The organism is Amycolatopsis azurea DSM 43854 (assembly GCF_001995215.1).
GTDB lineage: Bacteria > Actinomycetota > Actinomycetes > Mycobacteriales > Pseudonocardiaceae > Amycolatopsis > Amycolatopsis azurea.
The window spans coordinates 41,695-62,004 of sequence record NZ_MUXN01000024.1 but is presented as its reverse complement, the minus strand read 5'-3'; the positions used below and the strand labels follow the sequence as shown (position 1 = coordinate 62,004).

The window sequence follows — 20,310 nt, the reverse complement described above, 5'->3', positions numbered from 1 at the left end:
ACGCCACCTTTGCCTTACCCCTTGATGCGGCGAAGAAGATCAGTTCGACAGGGATCGATCACGCCATATTTGACATACCTCTCAATAAGTGGATGTTCAGTACCCCACGGTGAAGTACCGTTCCCTGCCTGGATTCTCGAGTTCGTCCACGATGGCGACGGCGAGATCCTCCGCCGAGATCCGCGACGATCCGTCCGCCGCGGCGAGGATGGTCGTCGTCCCACGCCGGTAGGCGCCGGTCCGGACGCCGGGTTCGAGCATCGCGGGCGGGCTGAGGTACACCCAGTCCCCCGCGTGCGCCTCGCAGGCTTCTAGCTGTCTCGTGCTTGCCGAGGCGATGGTCCGCCACTCCGGCGGCACGAACGCGGGGTCGTCGATGACGAGTCCACCGGACGGCGAGCGCAACGGCCCGGCGCCACCGACGACCAGGACGCGAGTCCCCGCCGCGGCGTCGAGCAGGGCCGTGACGGCCATGGCGACGGTGTCTTCCGCGCCGGGCGCGGGTCTTGTCGCGCCCACGACGGCATCGACTCCTCCGAGGACGGTGCTCATGTGGCCGACATCGGTGACGTCGCCGCGTACGACGTCGACGTCCGGATGCGGTGATTCCGGCGGGGTGCGGCGGAAGACGGCGGTGACGTGGTGCCCGCGGGAAACGGCCTCGGCGACGACACGGGAGCCGGTCATGCCCGATGCTCCGACAACGGCGATCTTCATCGGACGACGCCTTCCTTCTTGGTCTTCGGGGTGATCTGGCCCGCGACGATCGAGGCCAGTGCGAGTGCGAAACCGGCGAGCTGGATCAGGCCGAGCGACTGGCCGAGCAGCACGGCGCCGAGCACCGCGGCGACCATCGGCGACAGCAGACCCAGAACCGCGACCGAGGTGACCGGCAGCGACGTGATGCCGCGGAACCACAGGACATACGCGAGCAGGCCGCCGATCAGCCCGAGCCAGAGGTAACCGAGCGCCGCGTCCAGGTCGATCGCGGGGGGCGCGCCTTCGAACAGGAAGGTCACCGGTACCAGGAACAGGCCACCAGCGGTGAGCTGCCACGACGCGAACGCCGTCGGCCCGACGTCCACCGGGCGTCCCCACCGTTTGGTGAGGGTGACACCGAGCGCCATGGTCGCGGCGCCGCCGAGTCCGGCGAGGATCCCGACGAGGTCGAAGCCGGCCGCGGGGCCGATCACGACCAGTCCGACGCCCACGATCCCGACGATCCCCCAGGCGAACCGCCACGCGGACGGGCTCTGTCGCAGCACCGCCACGGCGAGGATCGCGACGAGCAGCGGCTGGGCGGCGCCGAGGGTGGCGGCGACTCCGCCGGGCAGCCGTTCGGCCGCGACGAACAGCAGCGGGAAGAACATCCCGATGTTGAGGACGCCGAGCGCGGCGGCCTTCAGCCACCAGGTGCCGCGCGGGAGCGTGCGGGTGATGGCCAGCGCGATCAGACCCGCGGGCAGCGCACGCATGAGCCCGGCGAACAGCGGATGCCCCGACGGGAGGAGTTCGGTGGTGACCACGTAGGTCGTTCCCCAGACCACAGGAGCGAACGCGGTCAGCGCGGTGCCCGCCAGTCCGGCGGCGAGCGGTGTGGTCGTCAGTGTTTTCACGCTTCTCAGCTTCAACGCTGACGATCGATGAGTCCAACACATGTTTGTCACTTGATCCATCGTGATTCAAGATGGATGCATGGAGCTTCAGCAGATGCGGTACGTCGTGGCGGTGGCGGAGACGAACAGCTTCACGCGCGCCGCGGAACGATGCCTTGTCGTGCAGTCGGCGCTGAGCCACCAGATAGCGCGGCTGGAACGGGAACTCGGCGCCCGGCTGTTCGACCGCACGAGCCGACGGGTGCGGCTCACCGCCGCGGGCGAGGCGTTCCTCCCTGCCGCCCGCCAGTGTCTCGACGCCGCCGAACGCGCGGGCTCGGAGGTCGCCGCCGCTGTCGGGGAGATCCGCGGTCGGCTCACCGTCGGCGTCATCCCGACCGTGGCGGCGGTCGACGTCCCGGCCGCGTTGCAGACGTTCCGCCACCGATACCCGCACGTCCGGATCGGGCTGCGGGTCGGGGCGAGCGGACAGTTGGTGGAGCAGGTCAGGGACGGCGCGATCGAGGTCGCGTTCCTCGGCCTGCCGGTGTCCGACCGGCCGGAGGGGGTGAGCACCTGCGAGCTGGGGCACGACGATCTGATCGCCGTGGTGGCACCGGGTCATCCGCTCGCCGGAGAGTCCGAAGTGGACTTGAGGCGGCTTTCGACGGAAGTGTTCGTCGACTTCCCGGTGGGGTCGGCGGGACGGGCACAGACCGATCAGGCCTTCGCCGCGGCGAAGGTGTCCCGGGAAGTGGCGTTCGAGGTGACGGCCGCCGACTTCATGGCGCGACTGATCCACCAGAGCCTGGGAGTGGCGCTGCTGCCGTCGAAATACGTGCCGAATCTGACCGGTGTGGTCACCGTGCCGGTGACGGACGCGCCCGCCCGGATCGAGCATCTCGTCTGGAACCGCTTCACGGTCACTCCGGCGGCGAAGGCCTTCCTGGAGATTCTGGGTGCGGTGAGTGGCGAAGATGGTTAGAGCAGAAAGGCGAGGTTGGCCTTGCCGAACAGCGTTGTGAAAGCCACTTTCGCAACGCTGAAGGTTGCGAAAGTGGCTTTCACAACGCCAGCTCACACTAGGCGCTGTCAGGCGGGAGGACGGTCAGACGCGGACTTGCTGAAGAGCCTTTCCCTTTCTGTCCATAAAGGACATCCATCCAGAAAGAAGCGCTCTATTCAGGTTATTTGCCCGATTTCGCAGACGGGTCGTGAGTGGCAAGGAGGGTTAGAGCGGACCGGTATTTACCTAGCCACGCCTGACCTGCGCGAGGGTGGCGGTTCGGCGGTTGCCGGGCTCGACGATGAAGGAATTGGGACGTTGAATGTCCCGATTCCTTCATCGTCATTCCTGCATGGTCGCTCGGTGTCGTCCGGCTTCGGGGCTTGATCAACGGAGGATCGGGGACACTCCACGTCCCCGATCCTCCGTTGATCAAGGTCACGTCGGCCAGGCCGGTGGCAGACGACATCACGGGGGAAGATTCCGGACGTTCAACGGCCGGAATCCTCCCCTGTCGATGAAGGATCTGGCACGATCACCGTCCCAAATCCTCCACACACGACCGCCGGCCGCACCAATGGGCTTTGGCCTCGGCGAAGGCCCCCTTCCCTCGACTGAGCCGAGGGAAGGGGGCCTTCACGCGCGAACCACCCTCACTACTTGCGGTCCGCCTTGATGATCTCGAAGAGGCTGGTCCACGAGCTGCGCCCGTGTCCCGCGGCGATCGCCCGGTCGTAGTGCGACTTGACCGCCTCCGGCAGCGCGACGTCGATCCCGGCGTCCCGGCTCGCCTGCACGATGTGGTCGGCGCTCGCGCCCATCATGATCACGTCGGCCTCGTCGCCGGGGTGGTCGCCCTTCTCGATCTGCTCGACCGCGGCTTCCAGGTAGAAGCCCATCATCTCGAAATTGTCCTTGGCGTACGGCATGAACTTCTCCAGCGGCACCCCGGCCGAACGCACCAGCGCGCTAGCGTGCATGAACGCCGAAAGCGAGTTCAGGAAGATGTCCAGCTGTGCCTGGTAGAACAGCTGCGCCAGCCGGACGTCCTCGCCGAGGAAGTCCGGCCTTCCGATGAGCGCCAGCGCCTCGCGGTGCTTCTCGAACACGTCGGCGGGGCCGCTGTAGAAGACGTACGCCTCGTCCTTGCCCACCAGTTCCGCCGGCACCATCACGCCGCCGGCGATGAACTTCGCGCCGCGGGCCTCGACCCACTCGGCGGCTTCGCGGGTCTTCTCCGGGGTGTCCGAGCTGAGGTTGACGATCACCTTGCCCGTCAACGCTTCCTCCGCCTTGCCGAGGATGTCGTACATCGCCGCGTAGTCGGTGAGGCTCAGCAGCACCAGTTCCGACGCCGCGACCGCGTCCGCCGGGGTATCGACGCGCACGGCACCGGCCGCGACGACGCCGTCCGCGCGGCTCGCGGTGCGGTTCCAGACCGTCACTCCGTGGCCGTTCTCCAGGAGTACGCGGACCATGGCCTGTCCCATCGGGCCGAGCCCGATCAGTGTGATCATTGTGTTTCCCTTACTTCTTGAGGAGTTCGATGACGCCGATGAGGTCTTCGGCGCCGTGTCCGGCGGCGACCCGCCGGTCCATCAGCGACTGCAACGGGGCCAGCAGTTCGGCGCTGACGCCTTGGTCCGCCGCGGCCTTGGCGAGGTTCGGGAAGGCCGCGGCCTGCATCCCGATGTTCGACACGACGTCGGTCACGTAGTCGCCGTCGTCGATCTGTTCGGCCGCGCGCTCCAGGAAGCTGCTCATCGCGTCCATCCAGCCGCGAAGCAGCGGAGCGAACTCCCGTGCCTTGACCCCGGCCGAGCCGACCAGGCTGAAGGCCTGGATGACGCCGATGAAGTTCCCGTACATCCCGCTGAGCAGCGCGAGGTCGTGCAGTGGCGCCAGGCCGGGGTCGGCGCCGAGGTAGTTGACGCCGCCGAAGGTGTCGAGTGCCATCCGGGCCCGGCCCAGGGCACTGCCCGAGCCGCTGTAGAAGATGAACGCCGCCGGAGTGCCGATCATCGGCGGGACGGCCATGATGCCGCCGTCCAGATACTCCGCGCCGAGTTCCTCTGCCCAGGCGCCCATCTCGCGCGCCTGGCCGGGGGTGCCGTTGGTCAGGTTGATCAGCTGCCGTCCCGCGAGCCCGGCCGCGGCGGGGTCGAGGACCTCGTGCACCGAGTCGTAGTCGAGCAGGCAGGCGATCACGATCTCGTTCGCCGCGAGAGCCTCGGACACGGTCGACGCGACCGTGGCTCCTTTGGCCGCCACGCCTTCGGCGCGGCTCGCGGTCCGGTTCCACGCGGTGACCGGATGTCCCGCGGCCAGTAGTGCCTCCACGAGCGCGGTTCCCATCGCGCCCAGCCCCAGTACCGTCACCGGGGTCTTGCCGTGTTCGCTCATGGGACCACCGTGACGCCGCCCGCGCACGGATCGCTGCGGGTCCACGCACGACACCGCGCACGAACTGTCGGTGCCCCGCGCTAACGTCGGTTTCGTGCGTTTCGGAGTGCTGGGACCTCTCGCCGTGTGGACGACCGCGGGCGAGCCCGTCGTCGTGCCCGAGGCGAAGGTCCGCCTCCTGCTCGCCGGGCTGCTGAGCCGGGAGGGCAGGGCGGCGTCGGTGTCGTCCCTGACCGACGATCTGTGGGGCGAGCATCCGCCGGGCAATCCGGGCAACACCTTGCAAACGAAGGTCTCCCAGCTGCGCCGCGCGCTCGACCGGGCCGAGCCCGGCGCCAGGGAGATCGTGACGCATCACCCCGCCGGGTACGTCCTCGCCGTCGACCCCGGAGACCTGGACGTCCACCGGTTCCGGGCGCTCACCGCCCGCGCCCGTGACACCGTCGATCCACGTGCCCGCGCCGCACTGCTGGCGGACGCGCTGGCGCTGTGGCGAGGCCCCGCCTACGCCGGATTCGAGGACGAACCCTTCGCCGTCGCCGCCGCGCACCGGCTGGAAGAGGAAAGGCTGCTCGCCGAAGAGGAGCGAGCCGAAGCGAGGCTGACACTCGGTGAACACGGCGTCCTCACCGGGGAGCTGACCGGTCTGGTCTCGCGGCATCCGCTCCGTGAACGGCTCCGCGGGCTGCTGATGCGCGCGTTGTACGCCGCCGGGCGGCACAGTGAGGCGCTCGAAACCTACGCCGAGCTGCGGTCTCGCCTGCGCGACGAGTCCGGCCTCGAACCCGGGCCGGACCTCGCGGGCCTGCATCAAGCGGTGCTCACCCGAAGCCCGGATCTCGAACCCGTCCGTGCCGCCGAGCCGGTGCGCGGGAACCTGCCGGAGTCCTTGACCGAGTTGATCGGCCGCACGACTGCGGTCAAGGAGGTCGGCGCACTCGTCACCGACACCCGGCTGGTCACTCTCACCGGTCCCGGCGGGGTGGGCAAGACCAGGCTCGCCATCGAGGCCGCGTCGAAGCTCGCGATGTCCGACGGCACCTGGCTGGTGGAACTGGCGGGCTTGGACAACGTCGAGTGCCCGACCTGTCCGCCCGAGGACCTGGTCGCCGTCGTGCTGACGGCCGTGCTGGATCTCCGGGAGGAGGCCACTTCGGCCAAGACGCTGACCCGGTCACTGGCAGACGCGTTGCGGGACAAGGAGATCCTGCTCGTCCTGGACAACTGCGAGCAGGTCGTCGAGCCGGTCGCGGCGCTGGTGGAGCGGCTTTTGGCGGCGGCGCCCCGCCTGCGCGTGCTCGCCACCAGCCAGGAGCCGCTCGGCCTGCCCGGGGAGCACGTCTGGGCGGTCCCACCGCTCGAACTGCCCGAAGATCCGGATTTCGCCGCCGTCCGGGAGTCGAGCGCCGTCCGGCTGTTCGCCGCACGGGCCGCGGCGACCGCCCCGGGATTCGCGCTCGACGCGGAGAACGCGGCCGTGGTCGCCCGGATCTGCCGCACGCTCGACGGGATCCCGCTGGCGCTCGAACTCGCCGCGACCCGGGTCCGAACCCTCGGCGTGCACGAACTCCTCGCCCGTCTCGACGACAGGTTCGGCCTGCTGTCCGCGGGCAGGCGGGGCGGTCCGCGCCGTCAGCAGACCCTCCGCGCGATGATCGACTGGAGCTGGAGCCTGCTGAGCGAGCCCGAGCAGATCGTGCTGCGCAGGCTGGCCGTCCACGCGGAAGGCTGCGGGCTCGACTCGGCCGAGGCGGTCTGCGCGGGCGGCGAGATCGCCTCAGGCGACGTCCTCGACCTGGTGTCCCGGCTCGTCGACAGGTCCTTGGTGGTCAGCAGGCCGGGCAAATCCGGCGAACCGCGATTCCGGCTGCTGGAGTCCGTTTCGGCGTACGCCCTGGAGCAAGCCGAGCAGGCGGGCGAGCTCGACGACCTGCACCTGCGGCACGCTCGTTTCCACGTCGAGTTGGCCGAACGCGGCGACGCCGGACTTCGCGGCAAGGAACAGCGGCGCTGGCTGGACAGGCTCGACACCGAAGGCGCCAACACCCGGCGCGCGCTGGAAACGCTGCTGCGGCAGGGCGAGCACCGGCTCGCGTTGCGGCTGGTGAACGCGACGACCTGGTTCTGGTTCCTTCGCGGAAGGCTCACCGAGGCCCGGCGCTCGCTGAATCTCGTGCTCGCCACGGACGTCACCACCGGAGACGAGTACGCGCAGGCCCTCGGCTGGTGCAGCGGCATCGCCGTGCTCGACGGCACCTGCACCGAGGGCGCGGACGAGGACGTCATGCGGGCCATCGTCGATCCCTTGGCACGGGCCCGGACGCTGTGGTTCCTCGGCTACGCGTGGTCCACGATCGGCGACCTGTGCCGCGCGGAGAAGCTCACGCTCGACGCGCTGGAAACCGCCCGGGACGTCGGTGACGACTGGAGCGCCGCCGCCGCGCTGAGCGACAGGGCTAGCCACCTGATAGCCGGTGGCGATCTCACCGGCGGGGGCCGGGTCGCCGCCGAGAGTGCCGCGATCTTCGACGGGCTGGGCGAGCGCTGGGGCTGGCTCCAGGCGTCCTTTGTCCTCGGCATGCTGGCCTCGATCGCCGGGGACTATGACCACGCTGCCCGCGTTCATCGCGAGAGCCTTCGCCGCGCGGAGGAGCTCGAGCTGTGGCCGGAGGTCGCCTACAAGCTGTCCTGGCTCGGCCGGACGGCGCTGCTCGTCGGCGACTTCGACGGCGCGGCGGAGTTCCACGAGCGGGCCAGGGCGTTGGCCGTCGAGCACAGCTTCAAACCCGGCGAGGTCTACGCCGAGACCGGGCTGGCGCTCGGCGAGCGGCGACAGGGGATGTTCGAGGAGGCGGAGCGGCGGCTGTTGTCCATTCTGGAGTGGCATCGCCGGGTGGAGTCCGAGGCGGGCAGCACGCTGGTCCTCGCGGAACTCGGGTTCATCGCCGAGCAGCGAGGGGACGCGGTGAAGGCCGGGCAGCTTCATGCGGACGGCCTGGCGATCGCCCGCCACAGCGGTGATCCTCGCGCGATCGCTCTCGGTCTGGAGGGGCTCGCCGGCGCGCGGGCGGCCGCCGGTTCGTACCACTCGGCCGCGCGGTTGCTGGGCGCCGCCGCGGCCTCCCGGGAATCGGCGGGCGCTCCCCTGCCCAAAGGCGAACGCGGCGACGTCGACAGGATCACCGGCGGCATCGTCGAGGCGCTCGGAGAAAACGCATTCTCCGAGGAGCGCGCGAAGGGAGCGGCGACACCGATCGATCACTTGGTGACCGACAGTCAATAAGCATGCACCCGGGTCACCACAATGGACCATGCCTTACTTCACGTCGGCAACAAACAGTGATTTCTTTCTGTCGCCGAGCCGCCTGGACCGGTAGCGTGCGTAGCCATGCGGGTGAGGTGGGGGGCTCCCGGCGGGCCCAGGGTGACAATGCCGTGGCGAGCGGCTCCACGGGCGGCACTGAGCAGCCCCTTGACTCTGATCATCGCCGCGGTGACGGCATTGCTGGCCTGTTTTCTCGGCACCGCGGCCATCCTGCAGGCTTCGGCCTCGGGCGGTGCGGCCGTCGACTACCAGTCCGGTCTCGCGTGCCCGGACTACTACGGGCCGGTCTTCAGCAAGGACAACGTCCCCGCCGAGGTCGCGCCCCAGGTCATCGACTCGGTCCGGCGGAACGCCCCGGCGCACGGGTTCACCGCGCCGGTCACCTCTCGCTACACGCCGTTTCTCGTGGGCACCGAATTCAACGGCGACCCCAACTACAAGGTCACCATCGCCCACCGGGACCAGGCGGTTCCGGGCCATCTCGACCTCGCCGACGGGACAGCCGCCGCCGGCGGGCTTCTGCTCGGCACCGTCGTGTCCAAGGCGGAAGGGATCAAGTCCGGCGTCACGCCGGCCTTCCGAGGCACCACGCTTCCTCCGGTGACCGGGCTGTACCGCGACCTCTCCGACCCGGCACCGCGCTGGTGGTGCTCGCAGCAGCGGAACGCCGTCGTCAGCAGGCTCGCCAACGACCCGCTCGACTCGGTCATGTTCGCCACCGACGGGAAGACGTTCGACGACGCGATCCGCGCCTTGGGCGTCCCGAAGTTCGCCACGCTGCACATGTCGTTCTACGAGGCTCCTCCCAAGACCATCAGCGAGGCCGAGGATCTGCTGGAACGGTCGAAGGCGCTCATCGCCGACGTCAAGGCGGACCTGGGTGCCCGCGGTCTCGGTGACGCGATCATCGGGTCGCTGCCGTTCGAACGCTCGGTGGAGATCAGCAACCAGGCCGAATCGAACGTCCTGATCTCCATCCTGCCGCTGGCGGCGATCAGCATCCTGGTCGGCTGTGCCGGGATCGGCACGGTCGCCTTGCAGTGGTACCAGCGACGGCATCCGCAGCTGAGGCTGCTGTCCGCCCGCGGCAGCGGGCCCGGAGCGCTGGGTCTGCTCGCCGTGGCCGAACTCGGGCTGCCCATCGTCGTCGGCGGTGCGGCGGGCGCGGTACTCGCGCGTTTGCTGCTCGGGGTTTACGGACCACCAGGCGAACTGGGCGACGGGGCACTGCTCGCCGGATCGCTCGTCGCGGCCGCGATCCTGCTCGTTTCGCTCGGCCTGCTGGCCGGGGTGATCGCCTTCCGCACCCACCGGGAGTTCGAACTCGGCAGGGTCAGGTCCGGACGGCGCAAGGGAATGAAGCTCCTGACGATCTTCCCGTGGGAACTGGTGACCGCGGGTGTCGCCCTGCTCGGCTGGACCCGGCTCGTCGACTACGGCAAAGGATCCCGGCTCGGCAACCCGCTCCCCCAGGTCGACCCGCTCGCGCTCACGTATCCGGTGTTCGTCGTGCTCACCGTCGGCCTCCTCGCCGCACGGCTGGCCTGGCTCGCGTTGCTCGCCTCGCATCGCGCGCGGCTGTGGTCCCGGCCGGCGCTGCAACTGGCGATCCGGCGGCTCGCCAGCGCCCGCGCGCCGGTCACCGGTGTGCTCGTGATCGGCACGCTGGCCATCGGGACCCTGGCGACCGGGATCGGCATCGCCCGCGGCCAGGAAGAAGCCCTGCGAACCAAGTCGGCGATCTTCGTCGGAGCCGAGACCCGGGTCGACACCGAAAGCGTCGTCGGCACCGGGAAGGTCGCACTCCCCACCGGGATCACCGGCAACACCACGATCGTCGGCGAGCTGACCGGCACCGGCAACGTCGTGCTGGTCGTGGATCCGCAAACCTTCCGGCGCGCCGCCACCCTCGGCCCGCTCGACGGTGCCGAGGTCGACCGGCTGCTGGGCAACTTGTCGAGCGCCGGCACGGGTATCCCGGCGATCCGGGTCGGGACCGACGCCAACCAGAAGCCCGTCCTGGCGGCCGGTCTTCCCGAGGCCAGGACGATCGGCGAGTTGCCGATGTTCCCGATCATCGGCACCAAGGCCGGCTATGTGATCTCACGGGAATCGCTCAGCGCCGCGCAATTGCGCGCGGTGCCCAAGTGGAGCGTGCTGTCCGGCTCGTCGATGACTCAGGTGACCGAGGCGCTGGCGTCCGTGGGGGTGGCGACGGCGGTCAACCGGGTCACCCGTGATTCCGCGCTCGACGCGCTTCCGTTCTACGTCGTGTCCTGGACGTTCTCGTTCATGGCGCTGCTCGGTGCCGTGCTCGGCGTGGTCGCGGTGCTGTCGCTGCTGGTCGCGGTCGAGGTCCGACGGCGGCAGAACGCGCTGGCCGGCGCCTTGGTCCTGCGGATGGGGATGCGGCCGCGGGCCCTGCTGGCGAGTCATCTGATGGAACTGGGCACGCTCAGCGGGCTCGCGGTGGTCATCGGTGTCGTCTGCGGGATCTCGGTGGCGGGCCTGTCCGTGCCGCGCTTCGATCCGGCGACGTTCCTGGCGCCGCGATCGGCGTTGCCCAACCCGACCCCGCTCGCCCTGACCGTGCTGGCCGTCGGCGTGCTCGTCGTGGCGCTGGCGGGCTGGATCGCGATGCGCTCGGTGCGCACCGCCCGGACCGCGGAGTTGATCCGTGCCTGAGAAACCCATCTTCCGGCTGAGCGGGATCGGTGTCGATTACCAGACGCCCGCGGGCACGGTCACCGGCGTCGACGACGTCACCATCGACATCCCCGCGCGCGGGATCACCGTGCTGGCGGGACCGTCCGGTTCCGGCAAATCCACCCTGCTGCGGACGCTCGGCCTGTTCGAGCAGCCCATCCGGGGCACGATCTCCTTCCAGGGAACGGAAACCGGCAAGCTGCGGCACCGCGACCGGCGGGCGCTGCGGCGGAACCACCTCGGCCTGGTGTTCCAGAACCCGACCGACAACCTGCTCGCGTACCTGAGCGTCGCCGACAACCTCCGCGCCGCGGCGGAGTCGGCCGGGACGGAATGCCTGCCCGACGACATCCTCGAACAACTGGGCCTGGGCGGAACAGGTGCCTGGCGGATCTCCGCGCTGTCGGGCGGGCAGCAGCAGCGCCTCGCGTTCGGCTGCACCCTGGCGCGCCGCTCGACCGTCGTCCTCGCCGACGAGCCGACGTCCCAATTGGACGAAGGGTCGGCCGACCGGGTTCTCGACACCCTGAAGTACTTGGCGGATCAGGATTTCGCCGTCATCGTCGCCTCGCACGACGATCGGCTCATCGAACTCGGCAGCCGGGTCGCGCGGATGCACAAAGGCAGGCTCGAAAGAGTCGAAGAACAGGAGGTCGTGCCGTGATGGCGGAACCCGCCCTCGAGGCCGTCGGGTTGCGGCGCCGGTTCCCCCATCCCAGCGGGGACGTCGAAGTCCTGCGAGGACTGGAACTGAGCGTCGCCGCAGGCGAACTGGTCACCGTGTCCGGCCGGTCCGGCTCCGGCAAGAGCGCGCTGCTGGCCCTGCTGTGCGGTTTCGACTCGCCCGATTCCGGCAGTGTCCTGCTGGACGGCGTCCCGATAGCGGGCGCGCCGGCGTGGCACACCTGCGCCGTCCTGCCGCAGGCGCTCGGTCTCGCGAACGAGCTGACGATCGCGGAGAACGTGGCGCTGCCGTTGCGGCTGCGGTCCGACGTGCCCAAGCCCAGCGCGAAGGACATCCACGCGCGGGTTTCGGAACTGCTGGAGGAACTCGGGATCGGCGACCTCGGCGACCGCTATCCGCTCGAAGTCTCCTTCGGACAGCAGCAACGGGTCGCGCTCGCCAGAGCGGTCAGCGGGCGACCCCGAGTCCTGCTCACCGACGAGCCGACGGCGCATCTGGACGCCGGGAGCACGCCGCGGGTGCTCCGGCTGTTGCGGCACTGTGCCGAGGAGGGCGCCGCGGTCATCGTGGCGACGCACGACGACGAGGTGCACCGCATCGCGGACCGGCGGGTACGGCTGCTGGACGGCGTTCTTTCATGAGTCCCGGTCCGTGAAGGCCTCCTTGAGGGACCCTGGGTCCCTCAAGGAGGCCTTCACGGACCTGCAAATCAGCTAGGGAGCGACGGGGCCGGCCTTGCCGTACAGGTCGTTCCCGGCCCAGCTCACGAGATCCTGCGAAGGCCGCGAAGGCGGAACGGGCACGAAGTTCGCGGCGTCGTCGACGCTGCCGGTGCCGTCGTACTTGGACTGGAGCGGGTACGGGAACACCGGCCGGGTGCGGAAGACCTTGCCGTCGGCGTCGCGGCCGGTGGCGATCGTCCGGTCCGGCGCGTTTCCGCGCTCGACCCAGGAGACCAGTTCCTTCAGCGGGTCGTACTCGGTGAGCTTGTCGCCGGTGGCGCAGTGGTACAGGCCCGGCACCATGAACAGCCGTGCCCAGTCCTGCGTCGCGGCGACGCCGCCGTTGGCGCGGGTGAGCCGGTGGTAGTAATCGACGGTGCCCGCCGCGGGGATCGCCTGGTCCGCCCAGCCGTGCCAGATCACGAGCTTCCCGCCCGCGCGCCGAAATTCGCGCAGGTCCGTCGACATCGCGTTGGAGCGGATGCCTTCCGGGGTCAGCCGGTCGAATTCCCGCGAGGTGAAAGCGAACTTCTCGACCGACGAATGCGGCGTCCCGATCGGGTAGGCCATGTACTTCAGGTAGTTGTCGGCGAGGCTGTACGCGGCGGCGCCGCCGAACTCCGGCGCCGGGATGGTCCAGCCGTACCAGGACAGTTCGGAGCCGACGGTCTGGCCACCGGGGTAGAGCTTGCGGCCGCGTTCGTCGGTCGGCGGCGCGTAGATCTTCTTGGTGGCCTCGACCTGGGCCGCGGTGAGGCAGCCGGCGTTGTCGGTGCCCGTCGGGCAGGCGATCGTGGCCGGGTCGAAGCGGCAGGTGCGCGGGTCGTCGATGGCGCCGTCGCCGAGTCCGTCGGCCTTGTCGCAAGAGGACAGTGCGGCGGCGTGCAGCGCCGGGAGCTTGTCGGCGGTCAGGATCGGCTTGCCGTCGGCGCCGGTGTTCACCTTGGCGAGCCAGGTCTGGTAGACGCCGATCAGTGGATCCCAGTATCCGGCGGGCGCCCCGGCGACGATGCCGTCGAAGTCGTGCGGATAGCGCTGCGCCAGCAGGAGTGCCTCGCGGCCGCCGTCGGAACAGCCGCTGAAGTAGGAATTCCGCGGCGGAGCGCCGTAGAAAGCCGTGATCAGCCGTTTGGACGCCCTCGAGACCACGTGCGGTGCCCGGAAGGCGAAGTCGTCGCGGGCGGCCTGGTCGTTCTTGGCCCACTTGCCGTCGTCGAAGACGTTCGGTGTCGTGCCGACGTGGCCGTCGTCGGTGGCCGCGACGGCCACGTCGCCACCGTGCGGCAGGCCGCAGTCGGCGAACGGCGGAGTCGTGACACTGCCGCAGTAGCCGCCGCAGCCGAATTGGAGATAGCGGCCCGCGTAGGTCTTGGTCGGCAGCCGCAGCTGGAACTTCACCGCGGGTTCGACGTAGCCGCGGACGTCGCAGTTCTCCGGTTCGGTCGCCGTCGCCGGCACCACGGTCGCGGTCTCGACGTGCGTGACCGCGCCGGGAAGGTCGTAGGTCCGCACCAGGTCGGCGCAGGTGCGCACCGGGCGGAACGTCGTTTCGCCGGCGGTGGCCGCCGGTGCCGTGAGTATCGAGCCTGCCGTGACGAGCGCTGCCACGCCCAGCATGGACAACCGCCGCATTTCCCCACCCCAGTTCCCAGGATCGGCCTTGGTTGGCTCATTCACCCTGGCCCGGCCGCTGTGCGTTGTCCACCGTGTTTCGGCAGGGCTCGCAGGGGCATCCGGGTTGTCCAGTTCGGGCCAGGTTTGTCCGAGTGTCTTGACATCGATGTCACCCCCGAGTTTTTCTCTCTTGGCGCCACCGGTCCCCTGCCTGTGCGGCGCCCAGCATGCCCCCGCGAGAAAGCATTGGTGCAACGATGCCCCGAAGCGTCAGACCATTGGTCTGCACCCTCCTGAGCGCCACGGTCGTGGTATCCGGGCTGGTCGCCCTCCCGGCCACCGGCGCGGCCGAAGACGTTCCGCCGGACTTCTACTCGTCGTTCGAACAAGGTGAACCGCAGCCGACGTGGAGCGACACCGTCGACGTCGACCCGTCAGGCAAGCCGAAGGCCTTCGGCGTCGACGGCGCGAACGCCACCACCATCCCCGGTGACATCCGTGGCAAGGTCACCGAAACCTCCGCCAACAGCGAGAACACCCCGAACGAGGCCGTGTCGAACCTGGTGGACGGCTCGACCGACACCAAGTGGCTCGCCTGGACCCCGACCGGCTGGGCGCAGGTCGCGCTGTCCGAGCCGACGTCGATCACCCGGTACGCGCTGTCCTCGGCGAACGACTTCGACAACCGCGACCCGCAGGACTGGACGCTCCAGGGCTCCACCGACGGCCAGGCCTGGACGGAACTGGACAAGCAGTCCGGGCAGAAGTTCTCGGATCGATTCCAGACCAAGGAATACCGCCTCCCCGCGGCGAGCGCGGCCTACAAGTTCTTCCGGCTCAACGTCACGAAGAACAACGGCGGCGACATCATGCAGCTCTCGGAGCTGTTGCTGGCCAACGAGGATCCGGCCCCGCCGGCGCTGCCGAACATGCGCAGCTTCGCCGACAGCGGTCCGACGGGCGGCTACACGAACAAGAACCGCGTCGGGTTCACCGGCACGCGGGCGTTCCGCTACTCCGGCAGCCACAAGGCGCAGGGGCACGGCTGGTCGTACAACAAGATCTTCGACGTCGACATCCCGGTGGCGGCGACCTCGGAGCTGTCGTACAAGGTGCAGCCGGAGTTCATCCGCGGCGACCTGAAGTACCCGAGCACGAACGTCGCGGTGGACCTGGCGTTCACCGACGGCACCTACCTGAGCCAGCTCGGCGCCGTCGACCAGTACGGTTTCGGCCTTTCCCCGCAGGGACAGGGCGCGAGCAAGGTGCTCTACACCAACCAGTGGAACCTGGTCCGCTCGCAGATCGGTGTGGTCGCGAAGGGCAAGACGATCGACCGGGTCCTGGTCGGCTACGACAACCCGTCCGGCCCGGGTTCGCTGCAGGGCTGGCTGGACGACATCAAGGTGTCCGCGACGCCGACGCCCCCGGCGAGCCTTCGTCCGTCCGACAACGTGCTGACCACGCGCGGTTCGCTGTCGAACGGCTCGTTCTCGCGGGGCAACAACATGCCGGCGACCGCGGTGCCGCACGGGTTCAACTTCTGGATCCCGACGACCGACGCGGGCACGTTGAGCTGGATGTACTCCTACCACTCGCGCAACAACGAGCAGAACCTCCCGGCGCTGCAGGCGTTCTCCGCGAGCCACGCGCCGAGTCCGTGGATGGCCGACCGGCAGACCTTCCAGTTCCTGCCCTCGACCGCGTCCGGTGTGCCGAACCCGGACCGTGAGGCACGGAAGCTGCCGTTCAAGCACTCCAACGAGACGGCACGGGCGCACTACTACGGCGTCGACTTCGAGAACGGGATCAAGACCGAGGTCGCGCCGACCGATCACGCGGCGCTGTACCGGTTCAAGTTCCCCGGTGCGGACTCGAACCTGATCTTCGACAACGTCAACAACAACGGCGGGCTCACCCTCGACCCCGCGGGCCGGGCCATCACCGGGTACAGCGACGTGAAGAGCGGGCTGTCCGCCGGTGCGACGCGGATGTTCGTCTACGCGACCTTCGACAAGCCGGTGACCGCCGGTTCGAAGCTGTCGACCGGTTCGGGTGACCAGAAGCGGGACAACGTCCTCGGCTACCTGAAGTTCGACGCGGGCACCGACAAGACGGTGAACATGCGGATCGCGACCTCGCTGATCAGCGTCGATCAGGCGAAGAAGAACATGCAGCAGGAACTCGCCCCGAACGCGTCGGTCGAGTCGGTGAGCGAGGCCGCGGCGAAGGCCTGGGACGAGAAGCTCAAGGTCGTCGAGGTCGAGGGCGCGTCGAAGGATCAGCTGATCACGCTGTACTCCAACCTGTACCGCCTGTTCCTGTACCCGAACTCGGGCTTCGAGAACGTCGGCACGGTCGAGAAGCCGGTGAAGAAGTACGCGAGCCCGGTGTCGCCGAAGGCCGGTCAGGACACGCCGAAGCAGACCGGCGCGAAACTGGTCGACGGCGAGTTCTACGTCAACAACGGGTTCTGGGACACCTATCGCACGGTGTGGTCGGCGTATTCACTGCTGAGCCCGGACACCACCGGCAAGCTGGTCGACGGTTTCGTGCAGCAGTACCGCGACGGCGGCTGGATCTCGCGCTGGTCCTCCCCCGGTTACGCGGACCTGATGACCGGAACGAGTTCGGACGCCGCCTTCGCGGACGCGTATCTCAAGGGTGTCAAGGGATTCGACGTCCAGTCGGCGTACGACTCGGCGGTCAAGAACGCCACGGTGACCCCGCCGAACGGCGCGGTCGGCCGGAAGGGCATCGACGAGGGCACGTTCCTCGGGTACGCGCCGAACACCGCGGACCACGGCTTCTCATGGGCGATCGAGGGCTACGTCAACGACAACGCCATCGCGAACATGTCGAAGAAGCTGTACGACGAGGCTCCGGCGAACGACCCGCGCAAGCAGGAGTACCTGGACAACTACGGGTACTTCACCGAGCGGGCCACGCAGTACGTGAACGTGTTCGACCCGAGTGTCGGCTTCTTCCAGGGCCGTGACGCGGCGGGCAAGTTCACCCGCGCCAAGGACAAGTTCGACCCGGAGGTGTGGGGTATCGACTACACCGAGACCAACGCGTGGGGCATGCGGTTCTCCGTCCCGCAGGACGGTCAGGGACTGGCGAACCTGTTCGGCGGCAAGGCGGGGCTGGCGTCCAAACTGGACGAATTCTTCGCCACGCCCGAGACCGGGCTGAAGTTCGGCAGTTACGGCGGGATCATCCACGAGATGACCGAGGCGCGGGACGTCCGGATGGGCATGTACGCCCACTCGAACCAGGCCGCGCACCACACGCTCTACATGTACGACTACGCGGGTCAGCCGTCGAAGACGCAGGCGAAGGTCCGCGAGGCGCTGGCCAGGCTGTACGTCGGCAGCGAGCTCGGTCAAGGCTACGGCGGTGACGAGGACAACGGCGAGCAGTCGGCCTGGTGGCTGTTCGGCATGCTGGGCTTCTACCCGTTGCAGGTCGGCAGCTCGGACTACGCGATCGGCTCGCCGCTGTTCACCAAGGCGACGGTGAACCTGCCCGGCGGCAAGAAGATCGTGGTCAACGCGCCGAAGAACAGCGCGAAGAACGTCTACGTGCAGGGCCTGAAGGTCAACGGCAAGGCGCAGTCCTCGACGTCGCTGGCGCATTCGGCGATCGCCAATGGCGGCACGCTCGACTTCGACATGGGCCCGAATCCGTCGTCGTGGGGCACCGGCCCGGACGACGCGCCGAAGTCGATCACCAAGGGTGACGCGGTGCCGACACCGGTGCACGACCTGACCAAGCCGGTCTCCGGCGCGGACGCGGCGTTCTTCGACAACACGTCGCGGACCGAGGCGAAGGTCAAGGCGCCGATCCAGTACCAGGTGCCCTCGACGAACGAGGCGGGTTCGTATTACACGCTGACTTCGGGCAAGGGCGCGGGCGACGCGAAGAGCTGGGTGCTGAAGGGCTCCTACGACGGGAAGACTTGGGCGGTCGCGGATCAGCGGACCGACCAGACGTTCCAGTGGCGTCAGCAGACCAAGCCGTTCAAGATCGCGAACCCGGCGCACTACGCCTACTACCGGCTCGAGGTCACCGCGACCACGGGCGGGGAGGCGTCGCTGTCGGAGTTCGAGGTGCTGGGCAAGCCGGACGCGGCGTGCACGCAGACCGTCGCCGGCGAGCGCAAGGGCCCGCTGACCGTGCGGAGCGGGGTGACCTGTGTGGACGGTGCGACGGTGTCCGGTCCGGTTTCGGTGGCGGCGGGCGCGAGCCTGATCGTCCGCGGCGGGTCGATCTCCGGTCCGCTGACGGCGACGGGTGCGGCGCAGATCGTGCTGGACCGGACGAAGGTGAGCGGTCCGGTGGCGATCACCGGGGCGACCGGGCCGGTTTCGATCGAACTGACCGAGATCGGCGGACCGGTGGCGTTGACGGGCAACAAGGGGCCGGTGCTGACTTCCAGCACGATCGGCGGACCTCTGGCGTGCGCGGCCAACTCCCCCGCTCCGACGGACTACGACCTGCAGAACACCGTCCGCGGCCCGTCCGCCGGGCAGTGCGCGAAGCTGTAGTCCTCCGGTAAGGACATGAAGGCCCCCTTCCTTGCGCCTGACGCAAGGAAGGGGGCCTTCATGTTCATAGAGGCGTAAAGCAAGGTGTCGGGGTGTCCGTCCCAGAGGGCGCAGGTGGAGTGCCGGCGGTGTTGCGAAAGCCACTTTCGCAACCTTGAGTGTTGCGAAAGTGGCTTTCGCAACACCGATTTCAGACCACGCCGCGGACGCTCTGCTTAGAGGCCGTTCGCTCGGGACGGCGGCCGCGAAGGATCCCGAAGCCGACGAGGACCGCGGACAGCACGGTGAGCGCGAGCCCGGCGTAGGTGGTCGCCGCGAGGAAGTCGGCCGATCCCCGGGCCGCGGTCAGGGTGCCGGGGAAGACCAGCGCCAGGATGGTGCCACTGAGCGCGATGCCGATCCCGGTGGTGACCTCGCTGGCGGTGTCGACGAGCGCGGCGCCGATGGTGGTCCGGTTCTCGGGCAGGCCGCGCATGACGTTGGTGCCCGCCACGACACCGACGACGCGCATGCCCGCCGCGACGAGGGCGAGCGCGACGGCGATCCAGACGTAGCCGAGCCCGCCGAACGCGGTGTACACGGCGAGCCCGCACACGACCGCGCCGGCGCTGAGCCAGGCGGCCTTGGTGAGCCCGAGACGCTTCATCAACGGGGAGACGAGCGCGCCACCGGCGATCAGGACGACGACCTGGGGCAGCATCCCGAGCGCCGCTTGGGCGGGCGCCCAGCCGAGACCGAACTGGAGGTGCAGCGTCACGAGGTAGCTGAGCCCGGCGGTCGCGAGGCCTGTCGCGGCCTTGAGCGCCAGACCGCTGGACACCAGCGGGCGGGCGACGAGTTTCAGGTCCAGCAACGGATGCCGGGCGTTCTTCTGGCGCAGGACGAAGCCGGTTCCGACGACGAGCGCGGCCACGGCGGCGGTCCACGGCAGGGCCGACGCGGTGCCTTCTTCGACGAAGAGCGTGGGGGCCAGCAGCGCGAGGACGATCGTCGCGGTTCCCAGGACGGCGCCCACGACGTCGATCGGATCGCGGTGCAGGTCGGCGGGGTCGTCGGCGGGGATGCCGGTCCGGATACCGAGGAACGCGAGCGCGGCGACCGGCACGTTCACCAGCAGCAGCGCCTGCCACGGCGCGACGGACAGCGCGAGCCCGCCCGCGGTGGGGCCGAGGGCGAGGCCGACCAGGCCCACGGTCGAGATGAGCGTGGTCGCGCGGACGCGCAGCACGTCGTCGTCGAACAGGCGGAACGCGAGGGCGAGCGAACCCGGAGTCGTCATCGCCGCCGCGACACCCATGACAGCCCGGACGGCGATGAGCTGCCACGCGACGGTGACGAACGCCGTCGCCAGGCTCGCCACGGCGAGGAGCACGAGTCCGATGAGCATGATCTTGCGCCTGCCCACGCGGTCGGCCAGCGCGCCGAAGGCGAGCATCAGCCCGCCGAACACGACGGAATACACCCCGGTCACCCATTGGAGGGTGGTCGTCGAGGCGGAGAGTTCGCGGCCGATGGTCGGCAACGCGACGTTGAGGATCGAGTTGTCGAGCATCTCGAACAGGAACACGGCCGAGAGCCCGGCGAGGGCAGGCCACGCGTCCTTCAGGGAGTGGGTCTGAACAGGGGAACGCAAAGGTCGACTCCTTCGAGGTGAAGGAGTGACGGATCATTCGATCTCGTGTATGCGCGTGCTCAGCACGTTTC

Annotated in this window: 12 protein-coding genes; 6 read left to right on the top strand and 6 right to left on the bottom strand. The window is 69.1% G+C overall.

What is annotated here, in order from left to right; translation table 11 throughout:
- Nucleotides 1-96: 96 nt before the first annotated feature.
- Nucleotides 97-717, bottom strand: coding sequence for an NAD(P)-dependent oxidoreductase (locus B0293_RS30485; RefSeq protein WP_005159796.1), 621 nt, complete (start codon nt 715-717; stop codon nt 97-99).
- Nucleotides 714-1,616 carry an EamA family transporter gene (locus B0293_RS30480; RefSeq protein ID WP_005159795.1) on the bottom strand — a complete coding sequence of 301 codons (903 nt, stop codon included), beginning with the start codon at nt 1,614-1,616 and terminating at the stop codon, nt 714-716. The genes B0293_RS30485 and B0293_RS30480 overlap by 4 nt, the downstream gene beginning before the upstream one ends.
- A gap of 79 nt (nt 1,617-1,695) precedes the next feature.
- On the opposite strand from B0293_RS30480, the gene B0293_RS30475 reads away from it, so the two are divergent.
- A complete protein-coding gene (locus tag B0293_RS30475) occupies nt 1,696-2,580 on the top strand; it encodes a LysR family transcriptional regulator (protein WP_005159791.1) in 885 nt (294 codons plus the stop codon).
- Nucleotides 2,581-3,257: 677 nt separating this feature from the next.
- Here B0293_RS30475 and B0293_RS30470 read toward each other — a convergent pair.
- On the bottom strand, nt 3,258-4,118 hold the full coding sequence (locus tag B0293_RS30470) for an NAD(P)-dependent oxidoreductase (protein ID WP_005159789.1): 861 nt from the start codon (nt 4,116-4,118) through the stop codon (nt 3,258-3,260).
- A gap of 10 nt (nt 4,119-4,128) precedes the next feature.
- On the bottom strand, nt 4,129-5,004 hold the full coding sequence (locus B0293_RS30465) for an NAD(P)-dependent oxidoreductase (protein ID WP_005159787.1): 876 nt from the start codon (nt 5,002-5,004) through the stop codon (nt 4,129-4,131).
- A gap of 94 nt (nt 5,005-5,098) precedes the next feature.
- Between B0293_RS30465 and B0293_RS30460 the strand changes: the two genes are divergently transcribed.
- From B0293_RS30460 to B0293_RS30445, 4 genes are all read left to right on the top strand, one after another.
- Entirely contained in the window at nt 5,099-8,287 is a 3,189-nt protein-coding gene (locus B0293_RS30460) for a BTAD domain-containing putative transcriptional regulator (RefSeq protein ID WP_039918716.1), read from the top strand.
- A gap of 147 nt (nt 8,288-8,434) precedes the next feature.
- Nucleotides 8,435-11,014, top strand: coding sequence for an FtsX-like permease family protein (locus tag B0293_RS30455; protein ID WP_005159782.1), 2,580 nt, complete (start codon nt 8,435-8,437; stop codon nt 11,012-11,014).
- A complete protein-coding gene (locus tag B0293_RS30450; RefSeq protein ID WP_005159780.1) occupies nt 11,007-11,699 on the top strand; it encodes an ABC transporter ATP-binding protein in 693 nt (230 codons plus the stop codon). The genes B0293_RS30455 and B0293_RS30450 overlap by 8 nt, the downstream gene beginning before the upstream one ends.
- Nucleotides 11,699-12,361 (top strand): ABC transporter ATP-binding protein, encoded by a 663-nt coding sequence (locus B0293_RS30445; RefSeq protein ID WP_039918712.1) that lies wholly within the window; start codon nt 11,699-11,701, stop codon nt 12,359-12,361. Before B0293_RS30450 ends, B0293_RS30445 begins: the two co-directional genes overlap by 1 nt.
- Before the next feature lie 72 nt (nt 12,362-12,433).
- Here the strand turns inward: B0293_RS30445 and B0293_RS30440 are convergent, their stop codons facing one another.
- Nucleotides 12,434-14,074, bottom strand: a complete 1,641-nt coding sequence (locus tag B0293_RS30440) for a tannase/feruloyl esterase family alpha/beta hydrolase (RefSeq protein ID WP_039918711.1) — start codon at nt 14,072-14,074, stop codon at nt 12,434-12,436.
- A gap of 239 nt (nt 14,075-14,313) precedes the next feature.
- Between B0293_RS30440 and B0293_RS30435 the strand changes: the two genes are divergently transcribed.
- Nucleotides 14,314-18,606, top strand: a complete 4,293-nt coding sequence (locus B0293_RS30435; RefSeq protein ID WP_039918709.1) for a GH92 family glycosyl hydrolase — start codon at nt 14,314-14,316, stop codon at nt 18,604-18,606.
- Nucleotides 18,607-18,796: 190 nt separating this feature from the next.
- On the opposite strand, the gene B0293_RS30430 is transcribed toward B0293_RS30435, so the two are convergent.
- A complete protein-coding gene (locus B0293_RS30430; protein ID WP_005159763.1) occupies nt 18,797-20,239 on the bottom strand; it encodes an MFS transporter in 1,443 nt (480 codons plus the stop codon).
- Nucleotides 20,240-20,310: the final 71 nt, after the last annotated feature.

Coding starts and splice junctions, on each gene's coding strand:
- B0293_RS30485 (WP_005159796.1), bottom strand. CDS start 717: ATGAAGATCGCCGTTGTCGGAGCATCGGGCATGACCGGCTCCCGTGTC.
- B0293_RS30475 (WP_005159791.1), top strand. CDS start 1,696: ATGGAGCTTCAGCAGATGCGGTACGTCGTGGCGGTGGCGGAGACGAAC.
- B0293_RS30470 (WP_005159789.1), bottom strand. CDS start 4,118: ATGATCACACTGATCGGGCTCGGCCCGATGGGACAGGCCATGGTCCGC.
- B0293_RS30465 (WP_005159787.1), bottom strand. CDS start 5,004: ATGAGCGAACACGGCAAGACCCCGGTGACGGTACTGGGGCTGGGCGCG.
- B0293_RS30455 (WP_005159782.1), top strand. CDS start 8,435: ATGCCGTGGCGAGCGGCTCCACGGGCGGCACTGAGCAGCCCCTTGACT.
- B0293_RS30445 (WP_039918712.1), top strand. CDS start 11,699: ATGGCGGAACCCGCCCTCGAGGCCGTCGGGTTGCGGCGCCGGTTCCCC.
- B0293_RS30440 (WP_039918711.1), bottom strand. CDS start 14,074: ATGCGGCGGTTGTCCATGCTGGGCGTGGCAGCGCTCGTCACGGCAGGC.
- B0293_RS30435 (WP_039918709.1), top strand. CDS start 14,314: ATGCCCCGAAGCGTCAGACCATTGGTCTGCACCCTCCTGAGCGCCACG.